Here is a 24,761-nt window from a genome sequence, read left to right on the forward strand (position 1 = left end):
TCGGCGCGCATGAACAGCGCCATCACGCCACCGATGCAGAAGAACGCGAACGACGTGACCAGATACAGCGTGCCGATCGTCTTGTGATCAGTGGTGGTGAGCCACTTGATGACGACGCTGCCGCGGGTCTGGCGCCGGACCGGCAGCTCGTCCGCGTAGTGGGACCCTGCTGCCGCGGCACCCTGGGGTTCGTTGAGGATGCTCACAGGTTTGTCGTCTCCCGGTTCTTCTCGGGGCCCGTCTGCGCGATGCCCGCGGGAATGTAACCGGTCTGCCCCTTCTTGGCGAGGTCCTTGAGGTGCTGCTCGTAGCGCTCGGGGGAGACGACCTTCACGTTGAACAGCATCCGGGAGTGGTCGACGCCGCACAGCTCGGCGCACTTGCCCAGGAAGGTGCCCTCCTTGTTGGGAGTCACCTGGAAGGCGTTGGTGTGCCCCGGGATGACGTCCTGCTTCATCAGGAACGGCACCACCCAGAAGGAGTGGATGACGTCACGCGAGGTGAGGATGAAGCGGACCGTCTTGCCCTTGGGGAGCCAGAGGGTCGGGCCGGGGTTGCCGGTCTGCGGGTTCTTGGTCGCCGGCGTGCCGACGTCGTAGACACCGCCGGCGTTGGCCGGGAAGGCGTCCTTGAACCGGTCCGGAATGGCGTCCAGGTTCTCGTCGGTCTTCGCGTTGCCGGTGGAACCCGCGACGGGCTCGACGTAGTTGAACCCCCAGCTCCACTGGAAGCCGACGACGTTGATGGTGACGTCGGGCTCCTTCTTGAGGCTGAGGAGCTTCGTCTCGTCACGGGCCGTGAAGTAGAAGAGGACCGAGACGATGATGAGCGGGACCACCGTGTACAGCGCCTCGATGGGCATGTTGTACCGGGTCTGCGGAGGGACTTCGATCTTGGTGCGGGTGCGCCGGTGGAAGATCGCACTCCACACGATCAGACCCCACACCAGCACGCCGACGGCGAGCGCGGCAGCCCACGATCCCTGCCACAGGGAGAGGATCCGCGGACCCTCTTCCGTGGTCGGGGTGGGAAAACCAAGGCGGGGGAAGTCCTTGTATGTGCAACCGGTCGCGGTCACCAGGACCAGGCCCGCGGTCAGTGCCTGCAGCAGCTTCCGCCGCATCGGGCGCCGCGGCGAGCGGTCGGAGCCGTTGGGACTCACGTAGCGCCTTCCCGAGAGTCTCGCCCGCGCGGTTGAGCTGCGGCCTTCTCGGTGGTCGGTCGCCGCCCTGCGTCGGGCAGGGGTTTGGATGTTTATGCGGACCAAACCCTAGCTGACGCCCTCCGGGGGGTCGCGGGGAGGGGGGCATTCGCGCTGCGAGTCGTGCCGGGCGCCTAGTAGTTCGGGTGGCTCTGTGAGTTGGCGGCTGCTGGTTCGTCGTGACTTCTCGCGCCCGCGCGGCGGAGCCGCATATCGACACAGCCCCGCGCCCCTGAGGTCCGCTGCCCTGCTGGAAGATTTAGCGTTGCTGTATGTCCTACTTCGATGCCGCTTCCTCTGCTCCCCTTCATCCTGTTGCTCGGCAGGCTCTGCAGGCTTCGCTCGATGAGGGGTGGGCCGATCCCGCGCGGCTGTACCGGGAGGGGCGTCGGGCGCGGATGTTGCTTGATGCGGCGCGGGAAGCGATGGCCGAGGCGGTGGGATGCCGGCCGGACGAGCTGGTGTTCACCTCCTCCGGTACGCGCGCGGCGCACTCCGGGATCGCCGGGGCACTGGCGGGGCGCCGTCGCGTCGGGCGTCACCTGATCGTGTCAGCGGTCGAACACTCTTCGGTGCTCCATTCGGCGGAGGCGTTCGAGGCGGACGGCGGGTCGGTGACGCGGGTGCCGGTGGAGCGGTCGGGCGCGGTGACCGTGGAGTCGTACGAGGAGGCCCTTCGCCCGGACACCGCGCTGGCCTGTCTCCAGTCGGGCAACCACGAGGTGGGGACGGAGCAGCCGGTGGCCTCCGTCGCCGAGGTGTGCCGGGCGGCCGGGGTGCCGCTGCTGGTGGACGCGGCCCAGTCGCTGGGCTGGGGGCGGGTGGAGGGCGACTGGTCGCTGCTCACGGCGAGTGCCCACAAGTGGGGCGGGCCGTCGGGGGTCGGGCTGCTGGTCGTACGGAAAGGGGTGCGGTTCGCGCCTCAAGGGCCGGTGGACGAGCGGGAGTCGGGGCGGGCGGCCGGGTTCGAGAACATCCCGGCGATCGTGGCGGCGGCGGCTTCGCTGCGGGCGGTGCGGGCCGAGGCGACGCAAGAGGCCATACGGCTGCGGGAGCTGACGGAGCGGATCCGGGTGCGGGTGCCGCGGCTGGTGCCGGATGTGGAGGTGGTCGGCGACCCGGTGCGCCGGCTGCCCGGGATCGTCACCTTCTCCTGTCTCTATGTCGACGGGGAGACACTGCTGCACGAGCTGGATCGCTCCGGTTTCTCCGTCTCGTCCGGATCGTCCTGTACGAGCAGCACGTTGACGCCCAGCCATGTGCTGCGGGCGATGGGGGTGCTGAGCGAGGGAAACGTGCGGGTGTCGCTGCCGCTCGGGACACCGGCGGAGGACGTCGAGCGGTTCCTGGAGGTGCTGCCGGGGGCGGTGGCTGGGGTGAGGGAGAAGCTGGGGGCGCCGGTCGCGGAGGCGGTCGTACAGGGCGACGCCCTGGTGGTGGACTCCCTCGGCAAGCGCTGCCCGATCCCGGTCATCGAGCTGGCCAAGGTCATCGGGGAGGTGGGGGTGGGCGGCACGGTCCGGGTTCTCTCGGACGACGAGGCGGCCCGGCTGGACATTCCGGCGTGGTGCGCGATGCGCGGGCAGGAGTACGTGGGCGAGGAACCGGCGGACCGGGGCTCGGCCTATGTGGTCCGCCGGCTGACGTGACTCAGCGCAGGTGCGTCTGAACCTCGGCGCCGGCCGCATGGCCGTATGCCTTGGTGAAGCGCTCCATGAAGTGGGCGCGGCGCAGCTGGTACTCCTGAGTGCCGACCGTCTCGATGACGAGCGTGGCGAGCATGCAGCCCACCTGGGCGGCGCGCTCCAGCGGGACGCCCCAGGCCAGGCCGGAGAGGAAGCCGGCCCGGAAGGCGTCGCCGACGCCGGTGGGGTCGGCCTTGCGCTCCTCCTCCGGGGTGCCGACGACGATCGGCTCCGCGCCGTCCTGCTCGATGCGCACGCCCCGGGCGCCGAGGGTGGTCACGCGGTGGCCGACCTTGGCGAGGATCTCGGCGTCGGTCCAGCCCGTCTTGGACTCGATGAGGCCCTTCTCGTACTCGTTCGAGAAGAGGTACGTCGCTCCGTCCAGCAGTACCCGGATCTCTTCGCCCTCCATGCGGGCGATCTGCTGGGAGAAGTCGGCGGCGAAGGGGATGGAGCGGGAGCGGCACTCCTCGGTGTGGCGGAGCATCGCCTCCGGGTCGTCGGCGCCGATCAGGACCAGGTCGAGGCCGTCGACGCGGTCGGCGACCAGCTTCAGCTCGATCTGGCGGGCCTCGCTCATGGCGCCGGTGTAGAAGGAGCCGATCTGGTTGTGGTCGGCGTCGGTGGTGCAGACGAAGCGGGCGGTGTGCAGCGTCTCGGAGATGCGCACCGACTCGGTGTCGACGCCGTGCCGGTCCAGCCAGGCCCGGTATTCGTCGAAGTCGAAACCCGCGGCGCCGACGAGGATCGGCTTGGTGCCGAGCTGGCCCATGCCGAACGCGATGTTCGCGCCGACACCGCCCCGGCGTACGTCGAGATTGTCGACGAGGAAGGAGAGCGAGACCGTGTGCATTTGGTCCGCGACGAACTGGTCGGCGAAGCGGCCGGGGAAGGTCATGAGGTGGTCGGTGGCGATGGAGCCGGTGACTGCGATGCGCACGGTGTTGACTCTCCTGTGGGGAGACGGATTGACAGTTCACGCTATCGGGTCCGTGCGGGGCTCTGCGAGACTGCGCGGTGGTTCGTGAGGCTCCGAATCCGCTAAAACTACCCGATAGTAGATCTTTCTTCGCAGGCTCGACCGTGCCTACGGTGCCGCTATGACGAACCTCAAGATCCACGCTGCCGTCCCGGCCGACCTGGAAGGCGATTTGGCGTCGCTGCGCGGGGACTGCGCTCGGATGGCTCCCCACTGGGTGGTTCCCGACCGGATCGTTTCCCTTCCGGTCTCGCCGTCGCTCATCCACGGCGTGACCGTCCCCCAGGCGTCGGCCCGGCTGCTGGACGCGATGTCGGAGTACGGCGACTGAGGCGGCGCTTTCAGGGGAACCGTGCGCTCCCCCGCTGCGTCCCATCGCTGTCCCCCGTAAAGGGGATGCGGGATACGACCCGCCGGCAGCCGAAGGAGCGATGCGGTGAACACCGAGCGACCCGACAACGACGACGCCGACGGCCCCGCCGAGGAGCAGGGCGCCACGGCGAGCGAGGGCGTCTCGGAGAACGAGGGCGCCTCGGAGCTTAAGGAAACCCAGGAGACAGCTCAGGAGACAGCTTCGGAGACAGCTTCGGAGACAGCTTCGGAAGAGAAGGCAGTCCCGGAAGCGGCCCCGGAGTCGGTCTCCGCGCAGAAGAGCGGCCAGGAGGACGCCCCTGATACCGAGGCGCCCGCCGCTCCGGACACCGACGCACCCGCCCCCGACGCGTCCGGCACCCCCGGGCCGGCCCGGCGGCGCCCCGCCGTGGTCGTCGCCTCCGTCGCCGCCGCCGTGCTGCTGGTCGGCGGCGGTGGAGCGTACTTCGCCGCGACCGCCTCCGGGGGATCCGGCGGCTCGGACGGGGGTACGGCGTCGGGGGCCGACGGCGACGGCACTCCCCCGCCCCTCGCCCTCGACGGCTACTCCGAGAGCGGGTCCACGAACGGCATCGCGCCCGGGGAGCCCAACCCGTACGGGGTCACCTACCGTGCCGGCGGCGCCCTCCCGGACGGGCCCGGCTCGGCGCCCGTGTACCGGGTGGGCGGCGAAGTCACCGCGGACGAGGTGGCCGAGCTGGCGAAGACGCTCGGTGTCAGCGGGACGCCGGTGGCCCAGGGGCAGGTATGGAAGGTCGGGGCGAAGGACGGTTCGGGGCCGAGTCTCCAGGTGATCAAGCGGGCCCCCGGCGCCTGGACGTTCCAGCGCCAGGAACCCGCCTCCCCGGGCGCCGACCCGGTGAGCGAGGCAGCCGCGAAGAAGGCGGCCGCGCCCGTCCTGAAGGCGGTGGGTCAGGACGACGCGAAGCTGGACGCGAGCCAGGTCATGGGCCCGCAGCGGGTGGTGAACGCCGAACCCGAGGTCGGCGAGCTGCCCACGTACGGCTGGACGACCGGCGTGAGCGTCAACGCGCAGGGCGAAGTCGTGGGCGGCAGCGGCCAGTTGAAGGCGCCGGTGAAGGGCGACACGTACCCCGTCCTGAGCGCGGAGAAGACGCTGGCCCTGATGAACGCGGCGCCGGGGACCGGCCACCGCATGGGCATCGGCGGCTGCGCCAGTCCCGTACCGCTGAAGGACCGGCTCGAAGCCCCCTGCGGATCGGGCGGCGCCGCTCCGGCGAAGGAGACCATCACGGTCGACAAGGCCGTGTTCGGGCTGGCGTCGCATGTCGTGGACGGGCGGCAGACGCTGGTGCCGTCCTGGCTGTTCGAGGTACGGCCGGCGGGTGCGCAGGACGCGTACACGGTGACGCATCCGGCGATCGACCCGAAGTACGTGACCTCCACGGCGCCGTCCGGTGAGCCCTCCGGGCGGCCGAGCCCGCGGCCGAGCGGGCCGGGCGACGAGCCGACCGCGGCGCCGGCCACGCGGGACGTCCAGGTGGACGGCTACACGGCCGAGGGGCGGGAGCTGACCGTGAGCTTCACGGGCGGGGTCTGCGCCGACTACAAGGCGACGGCGAGCGAGAGCGGGGACAAGGTGACCGTGAAGGTGACCGAGACCCCGTGGCCGGACAAGGTGTGCATCATGATCGCGAAGGTGTACCACCAGACCGTGTCCCTGGACCAGCCGCTCGGCGACCGCGAGGTCGTGGGGACGAACGGCAAGGATGTCCCGCTGGAGAAGGCGGGGGCGCGGCTGCCGGAGACGTCCGGGGCGCGCTAGGACCTGGTCGGAGAAGGCAGCGCGAAGGCGGCGGCCCCCTCGGAGGGGGTCGCCGCCTTCGCGCTGCCTTCTCGCTGCTTCTCGCTGGTCAGCTGTTCGCGGGGCTCAGCTGAAGGAGTCGCCGCAGGCGCAGGAGCCCGTCGCGTTCGGGTTGTCGATCGTGAAGCCCTGCTTCTCGATGGTGTCGACGAAGTCGATGGACGCGCCGCCCAGGTACGGGGCGCTCATGCGGTCGGTGACGACCTTGACACCGCCGAAGTCCTTGACCACGTCGCCGTCGAGCGAGCGCTCGTCGAAGAAGAGCTGGTACCGCAGGCCGGAGCAGCCGCCGGGCTGAACGGCGACGCGCAGCGCCAGATCGTCACGGCCTTCCTGTTCGAGCAGGCCCTTGACCTTCGCCGCGGCGGCGTCGGACAGGATGATGCCGTCGGTGACGGTGGTGGTCTCGTCCGATACGGACATCTACATCTCTCCCGGGTTGTACGGAGACTGCTTGCCGACAGTTGCAACCGCCGGGGCCGCGGATTCATTCCGGGCTCACTTGTTCTTTTCGCCTGTCCCTTCATGCTCGCACACCCGTGCTGAAGCGAACAGCGGCCCTTGAACGGCTTCGACGCCCGACTGAACGGCCTCGACGCATGATTTCGGGATTCACGTCACATAGACGTTATGACCATCGTCAAAGTGACGTGAAGCGTTTATGATAGATAGCGTCAGTTCGACGAAAAGTAGAGCCGAAACGTAGAAAGGGTGCGTGCCGTGACCACCGCCCAGACCCCGGAGCTCGACGTACAGCCGACTCCTCTCGCCCTGCTGCTCCTCGGCCGTGAGGCCGACCCGAGGAGTGAGCGGGGTGTCGAATGTCCCGGTGACCTGCCCTCGCCGTCCGACCCGGACCTGGTCGAGCGCGCCCGCGCGGCCAAGGAGAAACTCGGCGACAAGGTGTTCGTGCTGGGCCACCACTACCAGCGCGACGAGGTCATCCAGTTCGCCGACGTCACGGGCGACTCCTTCAAGCTGGCCCGGGACGCGGCCGCTCGCCCGGAGGCCGAGTACATCGTGTTCTGCGGTGTGCACTTCATGGCGGAGTCCGCGGACATCCTGACGTCCGACGACCAGAAGGTCGTCCTGCCCGACCTCGCGGCCGGCTGCTCGATGGCCGACATGGCGACGGCCGAGCAGGTCGCCGAGTGCTGGGACGTGCTGACCGAGGCCGGCATAGCCGAGCAGGTCGTGCCCGTCTCGTACATGAACTCGTCCGCGGACATCAAGGCGTTCACGGGCAAGCACGGCGGCACGATCTGCACGTCCTCCAACGCCGAGCGCGCCCTGGAGTGGGCCTTCGAGCAGGGCGAGAAGGTCCTGTTCCTGCCGGACCAGCACCTGGGGCGCAACACCGCTGTCCGGGACATGGGGATGACGCTGGAGGACTGCGTCCTCTACAACCCGCACAAGCCGAACGGCGGCCTGACCGCCGAGCAGCTGCGCGCCGCGAAGATGATCCTGTGGCGGGGCCACTGCTCGGTGCACGGCCGCTTCAGCCTGGAGTCGGTGCGGGACGTGCGCGAGCGCATCCCGGGCGTGAACGTCCTGGTCCACCCCGAGTGCAAGCACGAGGTCGTGGAAGCGGCGGACTACGTCGGTTCGACGGAGTACATCATCAAGGCCCTGGAGGCCGCCCCGGCCGGCTCCAAGTGGGCCATCGGGACCGAGCTGAATCTCGTACGCCGCCTGGCGAACCGTTTCGCGCCCGAGGGCAAGGAGGTCGTCTTCCTCGACAAGACGGTCTGCTTCTGCTCGACGATGAACCGGATCGACCTGCCCCACCTGGTCTGGACCCTGGAGTCCCTGGCCGAGGGCAACCTGGTCAACCGCATCGAGGTCGACCAGGAGACGGAGGCCTTCGCGAAGCTGGCGCTGGAGCGGATGCTGGCGCTGCCGTAGTCCCCCTGTGCGGCGTGCTCACCCCGAGGAGGTCTTCCGCTCGGGGTGAGCGGGGTCGAGGCCGAAGACGGTGCCGTCCGGGGTGCTCACGATCAGCGCGCCGTCGTACGGCAGCACGTCGGACTTGTCCTCGCCGCTCGCGAGCTGCTCGGCCCGCGCGCCCGTCTCCCACAGCAGCGTGCCCTTGCGTGCGTCGAGGGCGGCGACCCGGCCGCTGCGGCTGGCCAGGTACAGGGTGCGGGTGCGGGCGTCGTACGTGGGCCGCCCCGAACCCTCGACGCTGGTCCGGGTCTGCCACAGCTGTTTGCCGGTCGACGGGGACACGGCGGTCACCTGGCCGTCGGCCCCGGTGATCCACAGGGTGTCGGCGGCCAGCGTCACCGATCCCTCGTAGGTCTTCGCCAGCTTCGTCGTGGTGCCGGCGCCGGTGTCCGGGCCGGTCAGCAGGATCTTGCCGAAGGTCAGGTCCTCGAGGCGGGCCGGGCCGGTGTCGCCCCCGACCACGAAGGCCGGCCGGCCGTCCACGGTGCCGAGCAGGCCGCTCGTGTACGGGGTCTTCAGACGCCGGACCACCGACCCGTCGGTCCGGTTCAGCTCCAGCAACTCGGCGGGCTGGGTGTCGTCGTCCGGGAAGCAGTGCGCGTACAGGCCGGAGCCGGCCGTCAGGAACTGGCAGTAGTCGTCGGCGGGCAGTTGCATGGTCCAGCGGTCGGCGCCGGTGCGCGGGGAGCGGGCCGTCACCAGTCGGCCGCCGGTGTCGGTGGTCAGGACGAGGTCGCCGGACAGGATCAGGTCGACGCTCGTGTCGTTCACCACGCGGGACCACAGCTTTTCGCCGCTCTTCGCGTCCAGGGCGACGATGCTGACCGGGCCGTTCGTGTTGCCCAGGTAGACCTCCTGCCTCACGAGCACCGCGCCGTCCCGGAAGCCGAGGAGCGTGAAGGCGTTCAGCTCCGTCTCCGCGGAGTCGGCGGACGCGAGGGCGGAGCGCCAGACGGTTTTGCCGCTGCGGCCGTCCAGACGTACCGGAAGGACGTTGCTGCCCGCGCAGTAGACCGCCTCCTCGTACCTCCCGCAGGTGACGTCGTTCGGGGCGGCGCTCTGGTCCCCCAGCGGCTTGACCTCGCCTCGTGGCGCCGTCTTGAACGCCGTCGTCTGCCAGGGCTGCCAGCCGGTGGGCACGGCCGCCCAGCGGGAGGTCGCGGACGGGGTGGTGCTCGCCGGCGGAGGGCTGTCCGCGAATCCCGGTCCGAACCCGACGTACCACAGCGTCCCGAGGGCCAGTGCGCCCACGGTGCCGGCCGCCGTCAGCACCGGGCGGATACGGCGGCGGCGCCGCCCGGACGTCGTCACCGCCACCGGGTCGGCCCCGGCGGAGGTCTCCTCGACGGTCCGCGGCATGTCCGCGCGCAGGGTCATCGTGAGCGGGTCGCCTGGGTCCGGTTCGGGCAGGGCGTCCGAGAACTCCTTCGCCAGCTCGTCGAGTTCGGGCCGGTCGGTGACCTCCTTGTTCAGGCAGCGCTCCAGGACCGTACGCAGCGGCTGGGGTATGCCGTCCAGCACGGGCGCCTCGTGGACGACCCGGAAGGCGGTCAGATAGGGGCTGTCGGTGTCGAAGGGCCCGCGCCCGGTGACCGAGAAGACCAGCAGCGCGCCCAGGGAGAAGACGTCCGAGGCGGGCCCGACCGTGCGGGCGTCGGTGAACTGCTCCGGGGACATGAAGGGCGGGGTGCCGATCATCTGCCCCGTCTCGGTGAGGGTGTTGTGGTTCTCGACCGCGCGGGAGATGCCGAAGTCGATGACGCGGGGCCCGTCCCCGGCCAGCAGGACGTTGGCGGGCTTGAGGTCGCGGTGCACGACGCCGGCCCGGTGGATGTCGCGCAGTGCCTCCACCAGCCCGAGGGTCAGCTGCCGCAGTTCGGCCTGGCTCAGGGCACCCCGCTCGCGGATCCGGTCCGCGAGGGAGCGGCCGGGTACGTACTGGGTCGCCATCCACGGCCGTAGCGCCTCGGCGTCGGCGTCCACCACCGGCGCGGTGAAGGCGCCGCTCACCTTGCGGACGGCCTCGATCTCCTGCCGGAACCGGGACCGGAAGACGGTGTCCTCGGCGTACTGCGCGTGCACCACCTTCACGGCGACCTCACGCCCCGACCGCGACCGGCCCCGGTAGACGATCCCCATGCCGCCGGCCCCGAGTCGATCGACCAGTTTGTACCCGCCGACCGATTTCGGGTCGTCCTTGTTCAGTGGCACGCCCGAATCCCCTTCCCGTGCACGGCAGTTCGAGTGCAAAGGATACGGAACCCGATCACGGCGTCGGCCGGGCCCCGAGCCACAGGGGCTCGGGGCCCGGCCGACGGGGGTGGCCGGAGCGTCACACGCCCGCGGGCTCCGGCTCCCGCACCGCGGGGTCCGTCTTCGCCGCCCGCTTCGCCGCGCGCTTCTTCGCCCGGCGCTCCTTGCGGAGCTCCAGCATCGCGTACAGCGTGGGTACGAGCAGCAGGGTGAGCAGGGTCGATGTGATCAGGCCGCCGATCACGACCACGGCCAGCGGCTGGGCGATGAAGCCGCCCTCGCCGGTGACGCCCAGCGCCATCGGGAGGAGGGCGAAGATCGTCGCCAGCGCGGTCATCAGGATCGGGCGGAGCCGGTGCCGGCCGCCCTCGACGACCGCCTCGACGACGCCGTAACCCTGCTTCCGGTACTGGTTGATGAGGTCGATCAGGACGATCGCGTTCGTCACCACGATGCCGATCAGCATCAGCATGCCGATCATCGCGGGGACGCCCATCGGGGTGTCCGTGGCCACCAGCAGGCCGATCGCGCCCGTCGCCGCGAACGGGATCGAGACCAGGAGGATCAGCGGCTGGGCCAGTGAGCGGAAGGTCGCGACCAGGAGCATGAAGACGATCGCGATGGCCGCGAGCATCGCCAGGGCCAGGTTCTTGAACGCGTCGTCCTGGTCCTCGGAGACACCGCCGATCTCGGCCGTGGCGCCCGCCGGGAGCTTCAGGGCGTTGATCTTGGACTGGAGGTCGGTGCTCACCGCGCCGGTGTTGTCGCCCGTCGGCCGCGCGGTGATCGTCGCCGCGCGCTGCCCGTCGATACGGGTCATCGACACCGGGCCGTCCACCAGCTCCACCGTGGCGATGTCGCCCAGCTTCACCGGGCCGAGCCGAAGATTCTTCAGCTCGGCAAGGGTCCGCGCCGGCTTCGCCGACTTGATGACGACGTCGCGTTCGGTGTCGTCCAGGATCGCCTTGGCGGCGGTGGTGCCGCGTACCGCCTGGGCGACGGCCGCGCCGAGGGTCTGGTCGTTGAAGCCCGCGGCCGCCGCCTTCGCGTTCGCGTTCACGGAGATGCGCGGGACGCTCTGCGAGAGGTCGCTGGTGACGTCCGTGACGTCGTCCAGGCCGGCGACCGTCTTGCGGACCTCCTCCGCGGACCGGCGCAGAAGGTCGGCGTCGGCCGACTTCACGACGACGCTCAGGTCCTGGCTGCCGAAGCCGTCGCCCGCGGAGACGGTGGTGGTGCCGATGCCCGACAGCTGGGCCAGGCCGTCCTCGATGCCGTCCCGCACGTCGTCGAACGAGGCCGAGTCGTCCAGCATCACCTGGTACGAGGCCTGGTTGGTGTCCGTACCGCCGCCGAAGGCAGCCATGAAGCCGGAGGAGCCGATGGTGACCTGGTAGTCCTCGACGCCCTTGGTTCCGGCGAGCAGCCGCTCGACCTTCTTCGCCTGCTCGTCGGTCGCGGCCAGGCTGGTGCCCGGCTTCAACTCCTGCTTGACGGTGAGGACTTCCTGCTCGCCCTGGTCGAAGAAGTTCGTCTTCAGCAGCGGCGCCATGCCGAACGTGCCGATGAGGACGACGACCGCGAGCGCCACACTCGTCAGACGGCGCCGGGTGGCGAAGCGCAGGACGGGGACGTAGAAGCGCTGGAGCCTGCTCTTCGCCTCCTTCTCCTCGGCCTTGCGGCGGGCCTCTTCCGCGTCCTCGGGCATGTCCTTCGGGGCGCGCAGGAACCAGTACGACAGGACCGGCACGACCGTCAGCGAGACGAGGAGGGACGCCAGCAGGGCGGCCGTCACCGTCAGGCTGAAGGAGCCGAACAGCTCGCCCACCATGCCGCCGACCAGGCCGATCGGCAGGAACACCGCCACCGTGGTGAGGGTCGAGGAGGTCACCGCGCCGGCCACCTCGCGGACGGCGTTCAAGATCGCCGCCTGGCGTTCCTCGCCGTAGCCGAGGTGCCGCTTGATGTTCTCCAGGACCACGATCGAGTCGTCGACGACCCGGCCGATGGCGATGGTCAGCGCGCCGAGCGTGAGCATGTTGAGGGACAGGTCGCGGGTCCACAGCACGATCAGGGCCAGGACCACCGACAGCGGGATCGACACCGCCGTCACCAGGGTCGAGCGGATCGACGCCAGGAAGACCAGGATGACCAGGACGGCGAAGAGCAGGCCGAGCCCGCCCTCGGTGGTCAGGCCCTTGATGGCCTTCGACACGGCCGGGCCCTGGTCGCTGACGACGGTGACGGTCGCGTCGGAGCCGAGGTTCTCGCGCAGGTCCGGCAGCCTGTCCTCGACCGCGTTCGAGATCGCGACCGCGCTGCCGTCGTGGTCCATGGTGACCATGACGGCCAGGCTGGGCTTGCCGTCCGTGCGCGTGATGGCGTCGGCCGGAGCCTGCTGCTCCTCGGCCGTGGCCACGTCGGCGAGGCGTACGGGCTTCTCGCCGCCCGTGCCGGTGACCATCAGGTCCTGGATCTGCTTCAGCGAGGTGAAGCCGCCGCCGACCTGGACGGTGCGGTTGCTGCCGTCCTCGTCGAACGAGCCGGCCGGGACGGTCGCGCCGCCCGCCTGGAGCGCCTGGGAGAGGTCCTGACCGGTCAGGCCCGCCTTCGCCAGCTTCGCGTCGTCGGGGGTGACGGTGACCTGGAGGTCGCGTACGCCGTCGACGGTGACCTGGCCGACGCCGTCGATGTCCTTCAGATCCGGTACGACACTCCGGTCGATCCGGTCGGCCAGCGCCTGCTGGTCCTGACCGGAGGTGACGGCGAGGACGACGGTCGGGATGTCGTCCGTCGAACCGGCGACGACCTGCGGGTCCACGTCGTCCGGAAGCTCGACGCGGGCCCGGTTGACGGCCTGCTGGACGTCGGCGACGAGTTGCTGGGTGTCCCTGCCGTAGTCGAAGGACGCCATGATCAGGGCGTTGCCCTCGCTCGCCGTGGAGGTGACGCCCGAGATGTTGTCGACGGCCTCCAAGCTGTCCTCGATGGGCTCGACGACCTGCTTCTCCACGACGTCCGGGGAAGCCCCCTGGTAGGGCACCACCACGGACACCATCGGTAACTCGATGGTGGGCAGGAGTTGTTGCTTGAGTTGTGGGATCGCGATCGCCCCGAAGGCGAGCGCGATGATGGACATCAGGCCTATCAGGGCCCGTTGCGCGAGGCTGAATCTCGACAGCCAGGACATGGGTGAGGGCTCTCTCTCCTGGAGCGGCAGAAGTGGCTCCTACACCCTGTGCCATCGGTGTGCGCCGATCCCTAGCCCCCAGGACCATTTCCTTATGCGGCGCCTACTCCCGCCGCAGTACGTGAGGGTTGAGCTCACTCCACCCTTGGACGTACCAGCCCCGACTCGTACGCGATCACCACGAGTTGGGCCCGGTCCCGCGCGCCCAGCTTGGCCATGGCCCGGTTGACGTGCGTCTTCACCGTCAGCGGGCTGACTTCGAGGCGCTCGGCGATCTCGTCGTTGGAGTGCCCGCCCGCGACCTGCACCAGGACCTCGCGCTCGCGCACGGTGAGGGCGTCGAGGCGGGCCGTGCGGGCGGGGTCGCCGTCGCCGTCCGACGCGTCGCCCTGCGCGAGGAAGCGGGCGATCAGGCCCTTGGTGGCCGCCGGGGAGAGCAGGGCCTCGCCGCCCGCCGCGACCCGGATCGCGCTGAGGAGTTCCTCGGGCTCGCTGCCCTTGCCGAGGAAGCCGGAGGCGCCCGCGCGCAGCGACTGCACGACGTAGTCGTCGACCTCGAAGGTCGTCAGGATGACCACGCGGACATGGGCCAGGGAGGGGTCGGCGCTGATCATGCGGGTGGCCGCGAGGCCGTCCGTGCCGGGCATCCGGATGTCCATCAGGACGACGTCCGCACGCTCCTGCTTGGTCAGCCGCACCGCCTCCACGCCGTCCGACGCCTCGCCCACGACCTCCATGTCCGGCTCGGAGTCGACGAGCACGCGGAAGGCGCTGCGCAGCAACGCCTGGTCGTCGGCGAGCAGGACGCGGATGGTCATACGGTCTCCCCCGGATTTCCCCTGGCGGCTGTGCGGACCTTGACCGGCAGGATCGCATGGACGCGGAAGCCGCCGCCGTAGCGGGGACCGGTGGTGAGGGTGCCGCGCAGAGCGGTGACGCGCTCACGCATGCCGAGCAGGCCGTGCCCGCCGACGCTCGAAGGGTCCTCGTCCTCGCCGGCCCCGTCGTCCAGGACGGTGATCTCGATGTTCGGTCCCACGCGTACGACGCTGACCTCGGCCTTCGCCGCGGTCCCGGCGTGCTTCTGCACGTTGGTCAGGGCCTCCTGGACGATCCGGTAGGCGGCCAGGCCGACGGCGGCCGGGAGGCTGGTGCCGTTGTCGGAGCGGGCCACCTCGACGTGCAGACCGGCGCTGCGGAAGGTGCCGACGAGTTCGTCGAGCCGGTCGAGGCCGGGGGCGGGTTCGGTCGGTGCCTCGGGGTCACCGGACTGTCTGAGCAGGCCGACGGTGGCCCGCAGCTCGTTCAGCGCCGAGCGGCTGGCCTCCCGTACGTGGGCCAGGGCCTCCTTGGCCTGGTCGGGCCGCTTGTCCATGACATGGGCGGCGACTCCCGCCTGGACGTTGACCAGGGCGATGTGGTGCGCGACGACGTCGTGCAGATCGCGGGCGATGCGCAGGCGTTCCTCGGCGACGCGGCGGCGGGCCTCCTCCTCGCGGGTGCGCTCGGCTCGTTCGGCGCGCTCTTCGATGGCGTGGACGAAGGCGCGCCGGCTGCGGACGGCGTCGCCCGCGGTGGCGCCGATGCCGGTCCAGGCGAAGATCGCGAGGTTCTCCTGGGCGTACCACGGCAGCGGGCCGGCGAGCATGGACGCGCCGGTGAGGACGGTCATGGTGAGCAGGCCCACGCGCCAGGTGGTGAGGCGGTCGGTGCGGGCGGCGACGGTGAACAGGGCGATGACCGCGGACATGGCGACGGGGGCGCGGGGATCACCGGTGACCGCCTCGACGAGGGAGAAGCCGCCGGTGAGCGCGAGGACCGTGAGAGGGGCGCGGCGGCGGAACACGAGCGCGGCGGCGCCGAGGGTCATGAGGAGGAGGCTGAGGGCGTCGGGGGTACGGAATCCCCAGCTGACGTCCTGCTTCCCGTGCGGTTCGACGAACGAGCCGGCCACCATGCAGATGAGGACGGCGGCTGCCAGGGCCGCGTCCAGCGCGAGGGGGTGCGCCTTCATACGGCGTCGGGCCCGTTCGAGGGGGGTGCTCACGTTTGTCCAAGGTACGGGGCATCGCGGTGACCGTCTCCGGGGGCTCCGCCCCCGGAGCCCCCGGCTGAGCCTCAGCCCGGGATCAGCCCATCCTCGCTCAGCAGTTCCCGTACCTCTTCCAGCGTCGCGTCCGGTGACGGGAGGATGAGTTCCGAGGGTTCCAGGAAGTCGTCGGGCAGGGGCTCGCCCAGCTCGCGGACCCTGGACAGGAGTGCCTGGAGAGTGCGGCGGAAGCCAGGGCCGTCGCCTGCCTCCATCTCGGCCAGGAGCTCGTCGTCCAGCTTGTTCAGCTCGGCGAAGTGGCTGTCGGCCAGCATCACCTGCCCCTCCCCCATGATCCGTACGATCATGTCGCCCTCCTAAGGCGTGGGCCCCGGCTGTCGTCCGGTGGGTTACTGCTTGTCGAAGCGCGGGGTGTCCTGCGGCTGCTGCTGGGACTGCTGCTGGGACTGCTGCTGGCTCGTGCCACCTTCGATGGCCTGCTGGTCGGTCGTGCCCCCGGCCAGCTCCGCCTTCATGCGCTGTAGTTCCAGCTCTACATCCGTACCACCGGAGAGCCGGTCCAGCTCGGCCTGGATGTCGTCCTTGTGCATGCCGGACTGGTCGTCCAGGGCGCCGGAGGCGAGCAGTTCGTCGATCGCGCCGGCTCGGGCCTGGAGCTGCGCCGTCTTGTCCTCGGCCCGCTGTATGGCCATGCCGACGTCGCCCATCTCCTCGGAGATGCCCGAGAAGGCCTCGCCGATGCGGGTCTGCGCCTGGGCCGCCGTGTACGTGGCCTTGATCGTCTCCTTCTTCGTGCGGAAGGCGTCGACCTTGGCCTGGAGTCGCTGGGCCGCCAGGGTGAGCTTCTCCTCCTCGCCCTGGAGCGTCGAGTGCTGCGTCTCGAGGTCGGTCACCTGCTGCTGGAGCGCGGCGCGGCGCGAGAGCGCCTCGCGGGCCAGGTCCTCGCGGCCCAGCGCGAGGGCCTTGCGGCCCTGGTCCTCCAGCTTGGTCGACTGGGACTGCAACTGGTTCAGCTGGAGTTCCAGGCGCTTGCGCGAGGTCGCCACGTCGGCGACTCCGCGGCGCACCTTCTGGAGCAGCTCCAGCTGCTTCTGGTACGAGTAATCGAGGGTTTCGCGCGGGTCCTCGGCCCGGTCAAGGGCCTTGTTCGCCTTCGCGCGGAAGATCATCCCCATACGCTTCATGACACCGCTCATGGGCTTCGCGCGCCCCCTTCTGACGGACTCGAGCTCCAGCTCCTGCGACAGAACCCACAGTACGGGCCCTGCATCCATTACCGCACTGTTCGGGGACTGATGCGCTCATCCCCAAGGACGACTGCGAACTCTTCCGCTCCGGCGTAGGGAGTAGGTGTCTCCCGGGGATATCTGGGGGAACCCTCGGGGAACCCTCGGTCATCCAGGGGCGGAAGCGCGTACAGCGTCCCCTCTGTCCCTACTTGACGACTGGTGTTGCGGGATCGTTCCCCACCTGACTGGGGTCCATGCCCTCGCACCCCGTACCCTTGGGTTTTGTGTTCCGTAGCCGTGCCAAGGAAGAGAAGGCCCTCGCCAACAAGGCGACGGTGACCGACTCCAGTCAGAATCGTGACCCGCAGGCCCCGAAGGGTCGCCCCACGCCCAAGCGCAGTGAGGCCCAGTCGCAGCGCCGCAGCGTGTCCCAAGCGCCGACCAACCGTAAGGAGGCCGGCAAGCGACAGCGCGAGGAGCGCCGTGCGCAGCTGGATAGGCAGCGCCAGGCGCTGGCCGGCGGCGACGAGCGGTATCTGCCCGTGCGCGACAAGGGCCCGGTGCGCAAGTTCGCCCGGGACTTCATCGACTCGCGGTTCAACGTCGCGGAGTTCTTCCTACCGATGGCCGTGGTCATCCTCGTGCTGAGCATGGTGCGGGTGGGCTCACTGCAGAGCATCGCGCTGCTGCTGTGGCTCGTGGTGATCGTGCTGATCGTGGTGGACTCGTTCCTCACCGTCTTCCGTCTGAAGAAGCGGCTCGCCGAGCGCTTCCCGGACCAGAATCGCAAGGGCGCGGTCGCCTACGCGCTCATGCGCTCCCTCCAGATGCGTCGGCTCCGGCTGCCGAAGCCCCAGGTCAAGCGTGGGGAGCGGCCCTGAGTACGACGCCGTTCACCGGGGGCGCGGCGGATGCCTGGCTGAACAGGCTGGGTGCGCTGCGGGACGTCGTCCGGCAGGAGCTGGTGGCCCGGCAGCTCGACGAGCAGATAGTGGGGCGGTTCCCGGTCGGGCAGCGGCTGCGGGTGCTCGACGTGGGGATGGGCCAGGGCACGCAGGCGCTGCGGCTGGCCCGCGCCGGGCACCAGGTGACCGGCCTGGAGCAGGACCCGAAGATGGTCGCCGCCGCCCGTGCGGCCCTGTCCGGGGAGCCCGAGGGCATCCGGGAGCGGATGCGGATCATCGAGGGCGACGGGCGGGACACCGGCGTGCATTTCCTGCCGGGCAGTTTCGACGTGGTGCTGTGTCATGGCGTGCTCATGTACGTCAAGGAGCCGGATCCGCTGCTCGCGGGGCTGGCGCGGATGCTCGCCCAAGGCGGGCTGCTGTCGCTGCTCGTACGCAACGGCGACGCGCTGGCCATGCGGCCCGGACTGTCCGCTGACTGGGCCGGAGCACTGGCCGCCTTCGACACCACCGCCTACCGCAACCGACTGGGACTTGATGTGCGGGCGGACCGGCTGGAGACGCTGACCGCGACGCTCGCGGGAATCGGCGCGCCGTTGCAGGCGTGGTACGGCGTGCGGGTCTTCACGGACACGGCGGCCGACGACGCGGAGCTGCCGGCCGATGTGGAGGCCTTGCTGGCGGTCGAGGAGCGGGCCGGGCGGACGGATCCTTATCGCGGGGTCGCGGCGCTGCTGCATCTGTGCGGGGTGCGGGGCTGAGCGAGGCTGAGCCCTCCGTGCCGCGCCCGGCATGAGGAGAGGCGGCCGGTTCACGGCCGCCCCCCGTCCGCCCCACGCCTCTTCTTACGCCTCCTCGGCCGCGCGCAGGCTCATCGGCCCGTAGATCTCCGTGGAGTCCTCCGACAGCCGTACTTGCTCAGCGCCTCCGTCGAGCAGCGCCTTCCAGTGCTCCCCGAGCCAGGATTCGGCATCCCCCTGCGTGGTGAACTCCTCGGGCTGGACCGCGGGCTGGACCTCCGCCCCGTCGGCCTTCTCGAACCGCCACGTCCATGCCGCCATGTACGCCTCCAAGTCTGAACACACTGCTGAGCAGCAGCCTATGCGCTCCGCCGGGTGCGCCGTGCGGATCGAGGCAGTTGGTGATCTGCGGGTCTCCATCGGCCGGTCGCGGCCCTTGGGCGGGTCGCGGACGCGCGAGACCCAAGGCGACCGGCGAAAATCGGTGCGTGGAACTTACCTTGCTCGGCACCGGTGCCCCCGCGGGCCTGCCCCGCTCCGACTGTCCCTGTGCGGCCTGTGCGACCGCGCTCGGCGTGGCCGCCCGGGCGGCCACCGCGCTGCTCGTGGACGGGACGCTCCTGCTGGATCTGACGCCCGGCGCGGCGTTCGCGGCCGCGCGGGCGGGGCGTTCGCTGGGCGGCGTACGGCAGGTGCTGCTGTCGCATCCGCACGAGGGGCCGGCGGTCGAGGTGCCGGCCGGGCTGCCGCAGCCCGGCCGGGTGCCGGACGGGCGGGAGTTGGCGCTGCTGACGGGACATCGGGTGCGGGCGGTGGCGATGGACGCGCCGGGCACCGGGTACGCGGTGACCTCGCCGGGCGGGCAGCGGCTGCTGTATCTGCCGCCGGGGGGCGCGCCGGCCGGGCTGGAGAACGGGTCCGCGGAGACGTACGACATGGTGCTCGCCGATGTCGTGGGGCGCCCGGACGCGCTGGCCAAGCTGCGGGCGGTGGGGGCGCTGGGACCGACGACGGACGTCATCGCCGTACATCTCGATCATGACGTGCCGCCGGGGGCCGAATTGCGGCGGCGGCTGGCCTCGGTGGGGGCGCGGGCGGCGCCGGACGGGACGACGCTGGTGGTGGGCGTGTACGAGGACGTGCCGGATGTGCCGCGGCGGACGCTGGTGCTGGGCGGGGCGCGGTCCGGGAAGTCGGTGGAGGCCGAGCGGCGGCTGGAGGCGTTCCCGGATGTGCTGTACGTCGCGACGGGCGGCACACGGGCCGGGGACGGCGAGTGGGCGGCGCGGGTCGCCGCGCACCGGGAGCGGCGGCCGGGGTCGTGGCGTACGGCGGAGACCTGCGATCTGGTGCCGTTGCTGAAGGACGACGGGCCGCCGCTGCTCATCGACTGCCTGTCCCTGTGGCTGACGGACGCGATGGACGCCGTCGGGGCGTGGGACGACGCGGAGTGGGCCGACGGCGGGGAGCGGGCGCTGCGGGCGCGGGTGCGGGAGTTGACGAAGGCGGTGCGGGCCGCGCGGCGGACCGTGGTCGCCGTGTCGAACGAGGTCGGGTCGGGGATCGTCCCGGCCACCGCGTCCGGGCGGCGCTACCGGGACGAACTCGGGCGGCTGAACGCGGCGTTCGCCGGGGAGTGCGAGCAGGTGCTGCTGGTGGTGGCGGGGCAGGCGCTGGTGCTACGGGGCTGACGCCTCCCCCGCCGCCAGGCGCTACGGGGCTGACGGCTCCAGGCGGGCGATGAGCCGGTAGCTGTTCGAGAAGGGGGTGAGGCTGAGCAGGGGGGCCAGGGCGTGGTCCAGCGCCTTGGCCGCGGCCACCAGCGGAGTGGTCACCCACGGGGGCAGGGTGCGGGGAAGGGCCAGGGACAGCGCGGCCGACAGGTCGCGGGGGAGGTGCGCGGCCCGGCGGTCCGTCACGAGGACCGTGCAGCCCTGGGACTCCAGTTCCGTGCGGAGGTCGTCCAGGGGCACCAGGCGCAGGCGCAGAGCCCGCGGGAGCCACCGCTTGCCGAGCAGCGCGGCGAACGCGCACCGCGGGTCGGGGGCTTCGAGCAGCAGGTGGCCGCCGGGGCGCAGGACCGTGAGGGCGGCGCGGAGTTCCGCGCGGGGGTCGGGGGTGCGCGGCAGGTAATGGAGCATGCTGAGCACGTCGTAGCGGGCGCGCAGGCGGGTCGTGACCTGCGGATCCGTCAGGAGACCCACGTAGGCCTCCTCGACGCGCTCGGCCCAGCGGGCCCATTCGACCCGGGGAGTGACATCCAGGCCGTCGAAGGCCGTGTAGGGGAAGACCTCCTTCGCTGTCGCCGGGAAGCGGGCGTCGTATGTGCCCACGTCAAGCCAGCTCTCCGGCTCGGGAAACGGCAGCATCGCCCGGGCGGTGGAGCGTAGGCGCCGTGCGGAGGGTGCGGACATGAGCGGCTCCCAGAGACGGACGACAATCCACAGCAAACCGGAACGTATGGGATAGGGATCTTGAGTGCAACGACGTCGCCTCGTCGACGTGGCGATGTGCCGCCGTTCCGTTCGATCGGGGCCGGTACTGTTCGGCGAATGAGCTCGCTTAATCTCGACGACTTCACCGATCTGATCGAGCGCCCCGACGGAGGTGTGCGCCGCGACGCGGAGGCGCGCCGGGAACGTCAGATCGTGCCGCCCGGAGCGCTGGGCCGCCTCGACGAACTGGGTGAGTGGCTGTCCGCGGCGCAGTCCGCCGTGCCGGTGCGGCCGATCGAACAGCCGCGGGTGGTGCTCTTCGCCGGTGACCATGGTGTGGCCGAACTGGGCGTCTCGGCGCGACCGGCGGGCAGTGCCGGGGCGCTGGTGCGCGAGGTTCTCGACGGCGGCCGTCCGGTGTCGGTGCTCGCCCGGCGGCTCGGGGTGCCGGTGCGGGTGGTTGACCTGGCGCTGGACTGCGACCCGGAGACGCTGCCCGGCGATGTCGTACGGCACCGGGTGCGGCGCGGCAGCGGACGCATCGACATCGAGGACGCGCTGACGCCGGAGGAGGCTCAGGCCGCTTTCCGGGCCGGGGTCGCCGTCGCCGACGAGGAAGCCGACTCCGGTACGGATCTGGTGGTGCTCGGCGATCTGAGCGTGGGCGGCACCACGGCGGCGGGCGTGCTGATCGCGGCGCTGTGCGGGACCGACGCGTCCGTGGTGACCGGGCGGGGCGGGCAGGCGATCGACGACCTGGCGTGGATGCGCAAGTGCGCGGCGATCCGGGACGCGCTGCGCCGGGCCCGGCCCGTGCTCGGGGACCAGCTCCAGTTGCTGGCGACGGTGGGCGGCGCCGACCTCACCGCGATCACGGGCTTCCTGTTGCAGTGTGCGGTGCGGAAGCTGCCGGTGATTCTGGACGGGGTCGTGGTGGCCGCCTGTGCGCTGGTGGGGCAGCGGGTCGCCTTCCGGGCGCCGGACTGGTGGCTGGCCGGGCAGAACAGCGGGGAGCCGGGGCAGGTCAAGGCCCTGGACCGGATGGCGCTGGAACCGCTGCTCGACCATGGGGTGACGGTCGGGGAGGGGGCTGGGGCGCTGCTGGCGCTGCCGTTCGTGCAGGCCGCGGCGGCGCTGGCCGCCGAGCTTCCCGAGAAGCCGGAGGTTTTCGAGAAGCCGGATGAGTCTGCGGAGCCGGATGGTTCGTCGGAGAGAGGTGGTTCCGCAGAGCCGGGTGGTTCCGTGGAGCCCGGTGGTTCACTGGAGCCCGGTGGTTCACTGGAGCCGGGTGGTTCCGCAGAGCCGGGTGGTTCCGCGGAGCCGGGTGGTTCCGCGGAGCCGGGTGGTTCCGCGGAGCCGGGTGGTTCCGCGGAGCCGGGTGGTTCACCGAAGCCGGGTGGTTCACCGGAAGCGGCGGCCGAGTAGTCGCCCTGGAGGAGCGCGCGCTTCCCGGCGGGCCGCCGCCCTTGCCGTCTGGTACCCGCGCGTTGGCGCGTGCTTCAACTTGGCGATCACCATGCGGCGGCGCATGCGGGCGGCCTGGATCCTGAACCTCGCGCCGGTGCTGCGGCGCGCCGACGAGATCCGGATCACCCAGGTCTCGCTCAACTTCGCCAGGTCCCGGTCGGTCTTCGATCGTGGCGCACGCCTCGGCGCCGGGCCGGTGCTGAGGCCGCGCCGCAAGCACCTGGAGACGCATCGATGACGACCCTCGTCCGCTGGGCCCGTGCCGAATGGGGAGCGCTGTACGTCGTCGTGCGCGAGCCGCTGCTCGGGCGCGGGTGGCGGGCGATCCCGATGACGATCGCCGTGGTGTGCCTGACGGCCGCGCTGCACGTCGTGCACAACCAGCCGTGGGGCTACCGGTTCGTGGAGAACGCCGGCGCCGTGCGCGCCGAGGACCCGCTGGGGCCGGCGCTCCTGCGCACCCCGCTGTCGCTGTTCGTGCCGGCCCTGGACCTGCCCGTCTGGGGCGCCCTGGTGCAGATCCTGTTCGTGTTCGGGATCGCCGAGATCTGTCTGGGCCGCCGGCGGACGCTCGCCCTCGCCTACGCCGCCACACTCGCCGGGACGCTCTACGCGCGCGTGGGCATCTGGCTGGGCCCCGGCCACCCGCTGGGCCTGCCCGGCTCGGACGCGCAGGTGGTGGACACCGGACCGTCCGCGGCGGTGGTGGGCCTCGCCGTGTTCCTCGGCCTGCGCTACGGCGCGTATGTCACGGCGGGTGCAGTGATCGCGGCGATGGGGATCGAGGTGGCGCTGAAGGAGAACCTGGCCGGCAAGGAGCACCTGGCGGCCATCGCGGCGATGTTGGTGCTGTGCGGCGCCTTGGCACTGCGTCACCGGCGTTCGAGGGCCCGGTCCGACATCGGGTCGGGCCTGCCGCCGATCAGGTCCTGGAATCTGCGGCGGGGGCCCGCCCAGCGGCGGTCGTGGTGGTAGGCGCGCAGGCTGGATCTGGCGCGGGCGCGCGGACGGCGGCGGTAGAAGCGTTTGGCCCAGGGGGAACCGGGGCGGGCCAGGCGGATGCTGCCGATGAGGGCGATGAAGGGGACGATCACGCCGAAGATCGCGGTGCGGGCCTTGCCCTTGGCCAGGGCGAGGAGCGAGAAGAGGAAGTTCACGGCCACGCTCACGATGACGGAGCCGCGGTCCTGGAGCTCGTCGTCGCTGAGGTCGTTGACCCCGAAGGGCACGAATCCGCACAGGACCAGACCGACCAGGGCCGCCGTGAGCACCACGGCCTCGACGCTCTTGCGTCCCGCCTCGGTCCAGTAGACGTCGGCGAGGTAGAGGATCAGCGCGAACTCGTCGAGGACCAGGCCCGCCCCGATGCCGAAGACGACCGCGAAAGCGGCCGAGCCGAAGCCGTGCCGGGTGCTGGCGACCGCTCCGAAGCCGCCGAGGACGGTGAGGACGACGCCGGGGACCACGTGGTGGATGTGCACTCCCCCGGCGCTGACGTTGCCGAAGGGACCCTTGCCCGCCCGGATCGTGCGGGTGACGATCCGGGTGATCAGGAACGTGAGCACGAACGCGGTGAGGGCGCAGAGCAGCGGCAGTTTGCCCGGTTCGATGATGTTCCGCTCCAACCAATGTCCCATATGGGCACTTTATCCACGGGCGCCCTGGGCGCTCTCTCGACCGCCGGATAACCTGCGCCGGTGTCCAAGACCCCCTCCTGGCCGGACGGCCTGCGCTTCGCCTTCGGCACCCTCACCGTGCTCCCGGTCAAGGTGACCCGCTGGGACCGGGAGGCCGCCCGGGCCGGCATGCTGTGCGCCCCGCCGGCCGGGCTGGCGGTCGGCGCGTGCGCGGCCCTCCTGGGCGTGTTCCTGCTGTTTCTGGGCGCGAGCCCGCTGCTCGCCGCCGTCGCCACCGCCGCCGTCCCCGCCGTCCTCACCCGCGGCCTGCACCTGGACGGGCTCGCGGACACCGCGGACGGGCTGGGCAGCGGCAAGCCCGCCGAGGACGCGCTGCGGATCATGAAGCAGTCGGACATCGGGCCATTCGGGGTGATCACCCTCGTCTTCGTGCTGTTCGCCCAGGTGGCCGCACTCGCGCAGGCGTACGGCGACTCGTGGGGCCGGGGTGCGCTGGCCGCCGTCGTCTCGGCGACCGCCGCCCGCCTCGCCCTCACCCTGGCCGCCCGCGCCTCAGTGCCGGCCGCCCGGCCGGAGGGGCTGGGGGCGGCGGTCGCGGGCGTGGTCCCGGTGCGCTGGGCGGCGGCCGTGGGCCTCGTCGTCGTGGCCGGGGCGGCGGCGGGGGGTGCCTTCTTCGGGGCGTACGACGTCGTCCGCACGACCATCGCGGTCGTCGCCGCCGCCGGTGTCGCCGAGCTGCTGCTGCGGCACTGCGTCCGGCGGTTCGGCGGGGTGACCGGGGATGTCTTCGGGGGGCTCGCGGAGGCGGCGGCGACGACCGCGCTGGTCGTGCTCTCCCTCGGCTGA

Annotated in this window: 23 protein-coding genes and 1 pseudogene; 11 read left to right on the forward strand and 13 right to left on the reverse strand. The window is 71.2% G+C overall.

Annotation, left to right across the window (positions count from 1 at the left end; genetic code table 11):
* A pseudogene (locus tag AB0I77_RS12350) lies at positions 1 to 206 on the reverse strand (cytochrome ubiquinol oxidase subunit I); the annotation flags it as partial.
* Positions 203 to 1,162, reverse strand: a complete 960-nt coding sequence (gene coxB / locus AB0I77_RS12355; RefSeq protein WP_363282419.1) for a cytochrome c oxidase subunit II — start codon at positions 1,160 to 1,162, stop codon at positions 203 to 205. The gene coxB and the pseudogene AB0I77_RS12350, both read right to left, overlap by 4 nt.
* A gap of 311 nt (positions 1,163 to 1,473) precedes the next feature.
* On the opposite strand from coxB, the gene AB0I77_RS12360 reads away from it, so the two are divergent.
* On the forward strand, positions 1,474 to 2,850 hold the full coding sequence (locus AB0I77_RS12360; RefSeq protein WP_363282420.1) for an aminotransferase class V-fold PLP-dependent enzyme: 1,377 nt from the start codon (positions 1,474 to 1,476) through the stop codon (positions 2,848 to 2,850).
* A gap of 1 nt (position 2,851) precedes the next feature.
* Here AB0I77_RS12360 and AB0I77_RS12365 read toward each other — a convergent pair whose 3' ends face one another.
* A complete protein-coding gene (locus tag AB0I77_RS12365) occupies positions 2,852 to 3,826 on the reverse strand; it encodes a carbohydrate kinase family protein (RefSeq protein ID WP_363282421.1) in 975 nt (324 codons plus the stop codon).
* Positions 3,827 to 3,986: 160 nt separating this feature from the next.
* Here AB0I77_RS12365 and AB0I77_RS12370 point away from each other — a divergent pair, with 160 nt between their 5' ends.
* Positions 3,987 to 4,196, forward strand: a complete 210-nt coding sequence (locus tag AB0I77_RS12370) for a hypothetical protein (RefSeq protein ID WP_363282422.1) — start codon at positions 3,987 to 3,989, stop codon at positions 4,194 to 4,196.
* Between the two features lie 105 nt (positions 4,197 to 4,301).
* Positions 4,302 to 6,023 (forward strand): hypothetical protein, encoded by a 1,722-nt coding sequence (locus AB0I77_RS12375; protein ID WP_363282423.1) that lies wholly within the window; start codon positions 4,302 to 4,304, stop codon positions 6,021 to 6,023.
* Positions 6,024 to 6,128: 105 nt separating this feature from the next.
* On the opposite strand, the gene AB0I77_RS12380 is transcribed toward AB0I77_RS12375, so the two are convergent.
* A complete protein-coding gene (locus AB0I77_RS12380; protein WP_363282424.1) occupies positions 6,129 to 6,485 on the reverse strand; it encodes an iron-sulfur cluster assembly accessory protein in 357 nt (118 codons plus the stop codon).
* Between the two features lie 297 nt (positions 6,486 to 6,782).
* On the opposite strand from AB0I77_RS12380, the gene nadA reads away from it, so the two are divergent.
* Positions 6,783 to 7,967, forward strand: coding sequence for a quinolinate synthase NadA (gene nadA, locus AB0I77_RS12385; protein ID WP_363282425.1), 1,185 nt, complete (start codon positions 6,783 to 6,785; stop codon positions 7,965 to 7,967).
* An 18-nt stretch (positions 7,968 to 7,985) separates the two neighbouring features.
* On the opposite strand, the gene AB0I77_RS12390 is transcribed toward nadA, so the two are convergent.
* The 6 genes from AB0I77_RS12390 to AB0I77_RS12415 all read right to left on the reverse strand — a co-directional run bounded on the left by AB0I77_RS12390 (position 7,986) and on the right by AB0I77_RS12415 (position 16,698).
* The gene (locus tag AB0I77_RS12390; protein ID WP_363282426.1) at positions 7,986 to 10,220 is read right to left on the reverse strand and encodes a protein kinase; all 2,235 of its coding nucleotides are present in this window, start codon (positions 10,218 to 10,220) and stop codon (positions 7,986 to 7,988) included.
* 121 nt (positions 10,221 to 10,341) lie between these two features.
* A complete protein-coding gene (locus AB0I77_RS12395; RefSeq protein ID WP_363282427.1) occupies positions 10,342 to 13,452 on the reverse strand; it encodes an efflux RND transporter permease subunit in 3,111 nt (1,036 codons plus the stop codon).
* A gap of 134 nt (positions 13,453 to 13,586) precedes the next feature.
* Positions 13,587 to 14,270 carry a response regulator transcription factor gene (locus tag AB0I77_RS12400; RefSeq protein WP_363282429.1) on the reverse strand — a complete coding sequence of 228 codons (684 nt, stop codon included), beginning with the start codon at positions 14,268 to 14,270 and terminating at the stop codon, positions 13,587 to 13,589.
* The gene (locus AB0I77_RS12405) at positions 14,267 to 15,466 is read right to left on the reverse strand and encodes a sensor histidine kinase (protein WP_363282722.1); all 1,200 of its coding nucleotides are present in this window, start codon (positions 15,464 to 15,466) and stop codon (positions 14,267 to 14,269) included. The genes AB0I77_RS12400 and AB0I77_RS12405 overlap by 4 nt, the downstream gene beginning before the upstream one ends.
* 104 nt (positions 15,467 to 15,570) lie before the next feature.
* Complete coding sequence (locus tag AB0I77_RS12410) at positions 15,571 to 15,849, reverse strand: hypothetical protein (RefSeq protein ID WP_363282430.1); 279 nt, start codon at positions 15,847 to 15,849, stop codon at positions 15,571 to 15,573.
* A 42-nt stretch (positions 15,850 to 15,891) separates the two neighbouring features.
* Positions 15,892 to 16,698 carry a PspA/IM30 family protein gene (locus AB0I77_RS12415; protein WP_363282432.1) on the reverse strand — a complete coding sequence of 269 codons (807 nt, stop codon included), beginning with the start codon at positions 16,696 to 16,698 and terminating at the stop codon, positions 15,892 to 15,894.
* A 287-nt stretch (positions 16,699 to 16,985) separates the two neighbouring features.
* Between AB0I77_RS12415 and AB0I77_RS12420 the strand changes: the two genes are divergently transcribed.
* Positions 16,986 to 17,612 (forward strand): DUF3043 domain-containing protein, encoded by a 627-nt coding sequence (locus AB0I77_RS12420; protein ID WP_363282434.1) that lies wholly within the window; start codon positions 16,986 to 16,988, stop codon positions 17,610 to 17,612.
* 83 nt (positions 17,613 to 17,695) lie between these two features.
* Positions 17,696 to 18,397 carry a methyltransferase domain-containing protein gene (locus AB0I77_RS12425; RefSeq protein WP_363282435.1) on the forward strand — a complete coding sequence of 234 codons (702 nt, stop codon included), beginning with the start codon at positions 17,696 to 17,698 and terminating at the stop codon, positions 18,395 to 18,397.
* Between the two features lie 84 nt (positions 18,398 to 18,481).
* Here AB0I77_RS12425 and AB0I77_RS12430 read toward each other — a convergent pair whose 3' ends face one another.
* Entirely contained in the window at positions 18,482 to 18,697 is a 216-nt protein-coding gene (locus AB0I77_RS12430) for a hypothetical protein (protein WP_363282436.1), read from the reverse strand.
* Positions 18,698 to 18,864: 167 nt separating this feature from the next.
* Between AB0I77_RS12430 and AB0I77_RS12435 the strand changes: the two genes are divergently transcribed.
* A complete protein-coding gene (locus AB0I77_RS12435; RefSeq protein WP_363282437.1) occupies positions 18,865 to 20,067 on the forward strand; it encodes a bifunctional adenosylcobinamide kinase/adenosylcobinamide-phosphate guanylyltransferase in 1,203 nt (400 codons plus the stop codon).
* 21 nt (positions 20,068 to 20,088) lie between these two features.
* Here AB0I77_RS12435 and AB0I77_RS12440 read toward each other — a convergent pair whose 3' ends face one another.
* Positions 20,089 to 20,790 (reverse strand): class I SAM-dependent methyltransferase, encoded by a 702-nt coding sequence (locus tag AB0I77_RS12440; protein ID WP_363282438.1) that lies wholly within the window; start codon positions 20,788 to 20,790, stop codon positions 20,089 to 20,091.
* 138 nt (positions 20,791 to 20,928) lie between these two features.
* Here AB0I77_RS12440 and cobT point away from each other — a divergent pair, with 138 nt between their 5' ends.
* From cobT to AB0I77_RS12455, 3 genes are all read left to right on the forward strand, one after another.
* Positions 20,929 to 22,236 (forward strand): nicotinate-nucleotide--dimethylbenzimidazole phosphoribosyltransferase, encoded by a 1,308-nt coding sequence (gene cobT, locus AB0I77_RS12445; RefSeq protein WP_363282439.1) that lies wholly within the window; start codon positions 20,929 to 20,931, stop codon positions 22,234 to 22,236.
* Between the two features lie 103 nt (positions 22,237 to 22,339).
* Positions 22,340 to 22,516: a hypothetical protein gene (locus AB0I77_RS12450; protein ID WP_363282736.1), complete on the forward strand. Its 177-nt coding sequence runs from the start codon at positions 22,340 to 22,342 to the stop codon at positions 22,514 to 22,516.
* On the forward strand, positions 22,513 to 23,253 hold the full coding sequence (locus AB0I77_RS12455; RefSeq protein WP_363282440.1) for a hypothetical protein: 741 nt from the start codon (positions 22,513 to 22,515) through the stop codon (positions 23,251 to 23,253). Before AB0I77_RS12450 ends, AB0I77_RS12455 begins: the two co-directional genes overlap by 4 nt.
* On the opposite strand, the gene AB0I77_RS12460 is transcribed toward AB0I77_RS12455, so the two are convergent.
* On the reverse strand, positions 23,151 to 23,915 hold the full coding sequence (locus AB0I77_RS12460; protein ID WP_363282441.1) for a hypothetical protein: 765 nt from the start codon (positions 23,913 to 23,915) through the stop codon (positions 23,151 to 23,153). The genes AB0I77_RS12455 and AB0I77_RS12460 overlap by 103 nt on opposite strands.
* Before the next feature lie 60 nt (positions 23,916 to 23,975).
* On the opposite strand from AB0I77_RS12460, the gene AB0I77_RS12465 reads away from it, so the two are divergent.
* The gene (locus AB0I77_RS12465) at positions 23,976 to 24,761 is read left to right on the forward strand and encodes an adenosylcobinamide-GDP ribazoletransferase (protein WP_363282442.1); all 786 of its coding nucleotides are present in this window, start codon (positions 23,976 to 23,978) and stop codon (positions 24,759 to 24,761) included.

Source organism: Streptomyces sp. NPDC050619 (assembly GCF_040654815.1).
In the GTDB taxonomy this organism is placed as follows: Bacteria; Actinomycetota; Actinomycetes; order Streptomycetales; family Streptomycetaceae; genus Streptomyces.

What these genes read in the sequence shown, in the direction of transcription:
- AB0I77_RS12400 (WP_363282429.1), bottom strand. Translation starts at nt 14,270, where the DNA reads ATGACCATCCGCGTCCTGCTCGCCGACGACCAGGCGTTGCTGCGCAGC.
- AB0I77_RS12460 (WP_363282441.1), bottom strand. Translation starts at nt 23,915, where the DNA reads ATGGGACATTGGTTGGAGCGGAACATCATCGAACCGGGCAAACTGCCG.
- AB0I77_RS12370 (WP_363282422.1), top strand. Translation starts at nt 3,987, where the DNA reads ATGACGAACCTCAAGATCCACGCTGCCGTCCCGGCCGACCTGGAAGGC.
- AB0I77_RS12430 (WP_363282436.1), bottom strand. Translation starts at nt 18,697, where the DNA reads ATGGCGGCATGGACGTGGCGGTTCGAGAAGGCCGACGGGGCGGAGGTC.
- AB0I77_RS12420 (WP_363282434.1), top strand. Translation starts at nt 16,986, where the DNA reads ATGCCCTCGCACCCCGTACCCTTGGGTTTTGTGTTCCGTAGCCGTGCC.
- AB0I77_RS12395 (WP_363282427.1), bottom strand. Translation starts at nt 13,452, where the DNA reads ATGTCCTGGCTGTCGAGATTCAGCCTCGCGCAACGGGCCCTGATAGGC.
- AB0I77_RS12450 (WP_363282736.1), top strand. Translation starts at nt 22,340, where the DNA reads ATGCGGGCGGCCTGGATCCTGAACCTCGCGCCGGTGCTGCGGCGCGCC.
- AB0I77_RS12410 (WP_363282430.1), bottom strand. Translation starts at nt 15,849, where the DNA reads ATGATCGTACGGATCATGGGGGAGGGGCAGGTGATGCTGGCCGACAGC.
- AB0I77_RS12455 (WP_363282440.1), top strand. Translation starts at nt 22,513, where the DNA reads ATGACGACCCTCGTCCGCTGGGCCCGTGCCGAATGGGGAGCGCTGTAC.
- cobT (WP_363282439.1), top strand. Translation starts at nt 20,929, where the DNA reads ATGAGCTCGCTTAATCTCGACGACTTCACCGATCTGATCGAGCGCCCC.
- AB0I77_RS12405 (WP_363282722.1), bottom strand. Translation starts at nt 15,466, where the DNA reads ATGAAGGCGCACCCCCTCGCGCTGGACGCGGCCCTGGCAGCCGCCGTC.
- AB0I77_RS12415 (WP_363282432.1), bottom strand. Translation starts at nt 16,698, where the DNA reads ATGAGCGGTGTCATGAAGCGTATGGGGATGATCTTCCGCGCGAAGGCG.
- AB0I77_RS12380 (WP_363282424.1), bottom strand. Translation starts at nt 6,485, where the DNA reads ATGTCCGTATCGGACGAGACCACCACCGTCACCGACGGCATCATCCTG.
- AB0I77_RS12440 (WP_363282438.1), bottom strand. Translation starts at nt 20,790, where the DNA reads ATGTCCGCACCCTCCGCACGGCGCCTACGCTCCACCGCCCGGGCGATG.
- AB0I77_RS12360 (WP_363282420.1), top strand. Translation starts at nt 1,474, where the DNA reads ATGTCCTACTTCGATGCCGCTTCCTCTGCTCCCCTTCATCCTGTTGCT.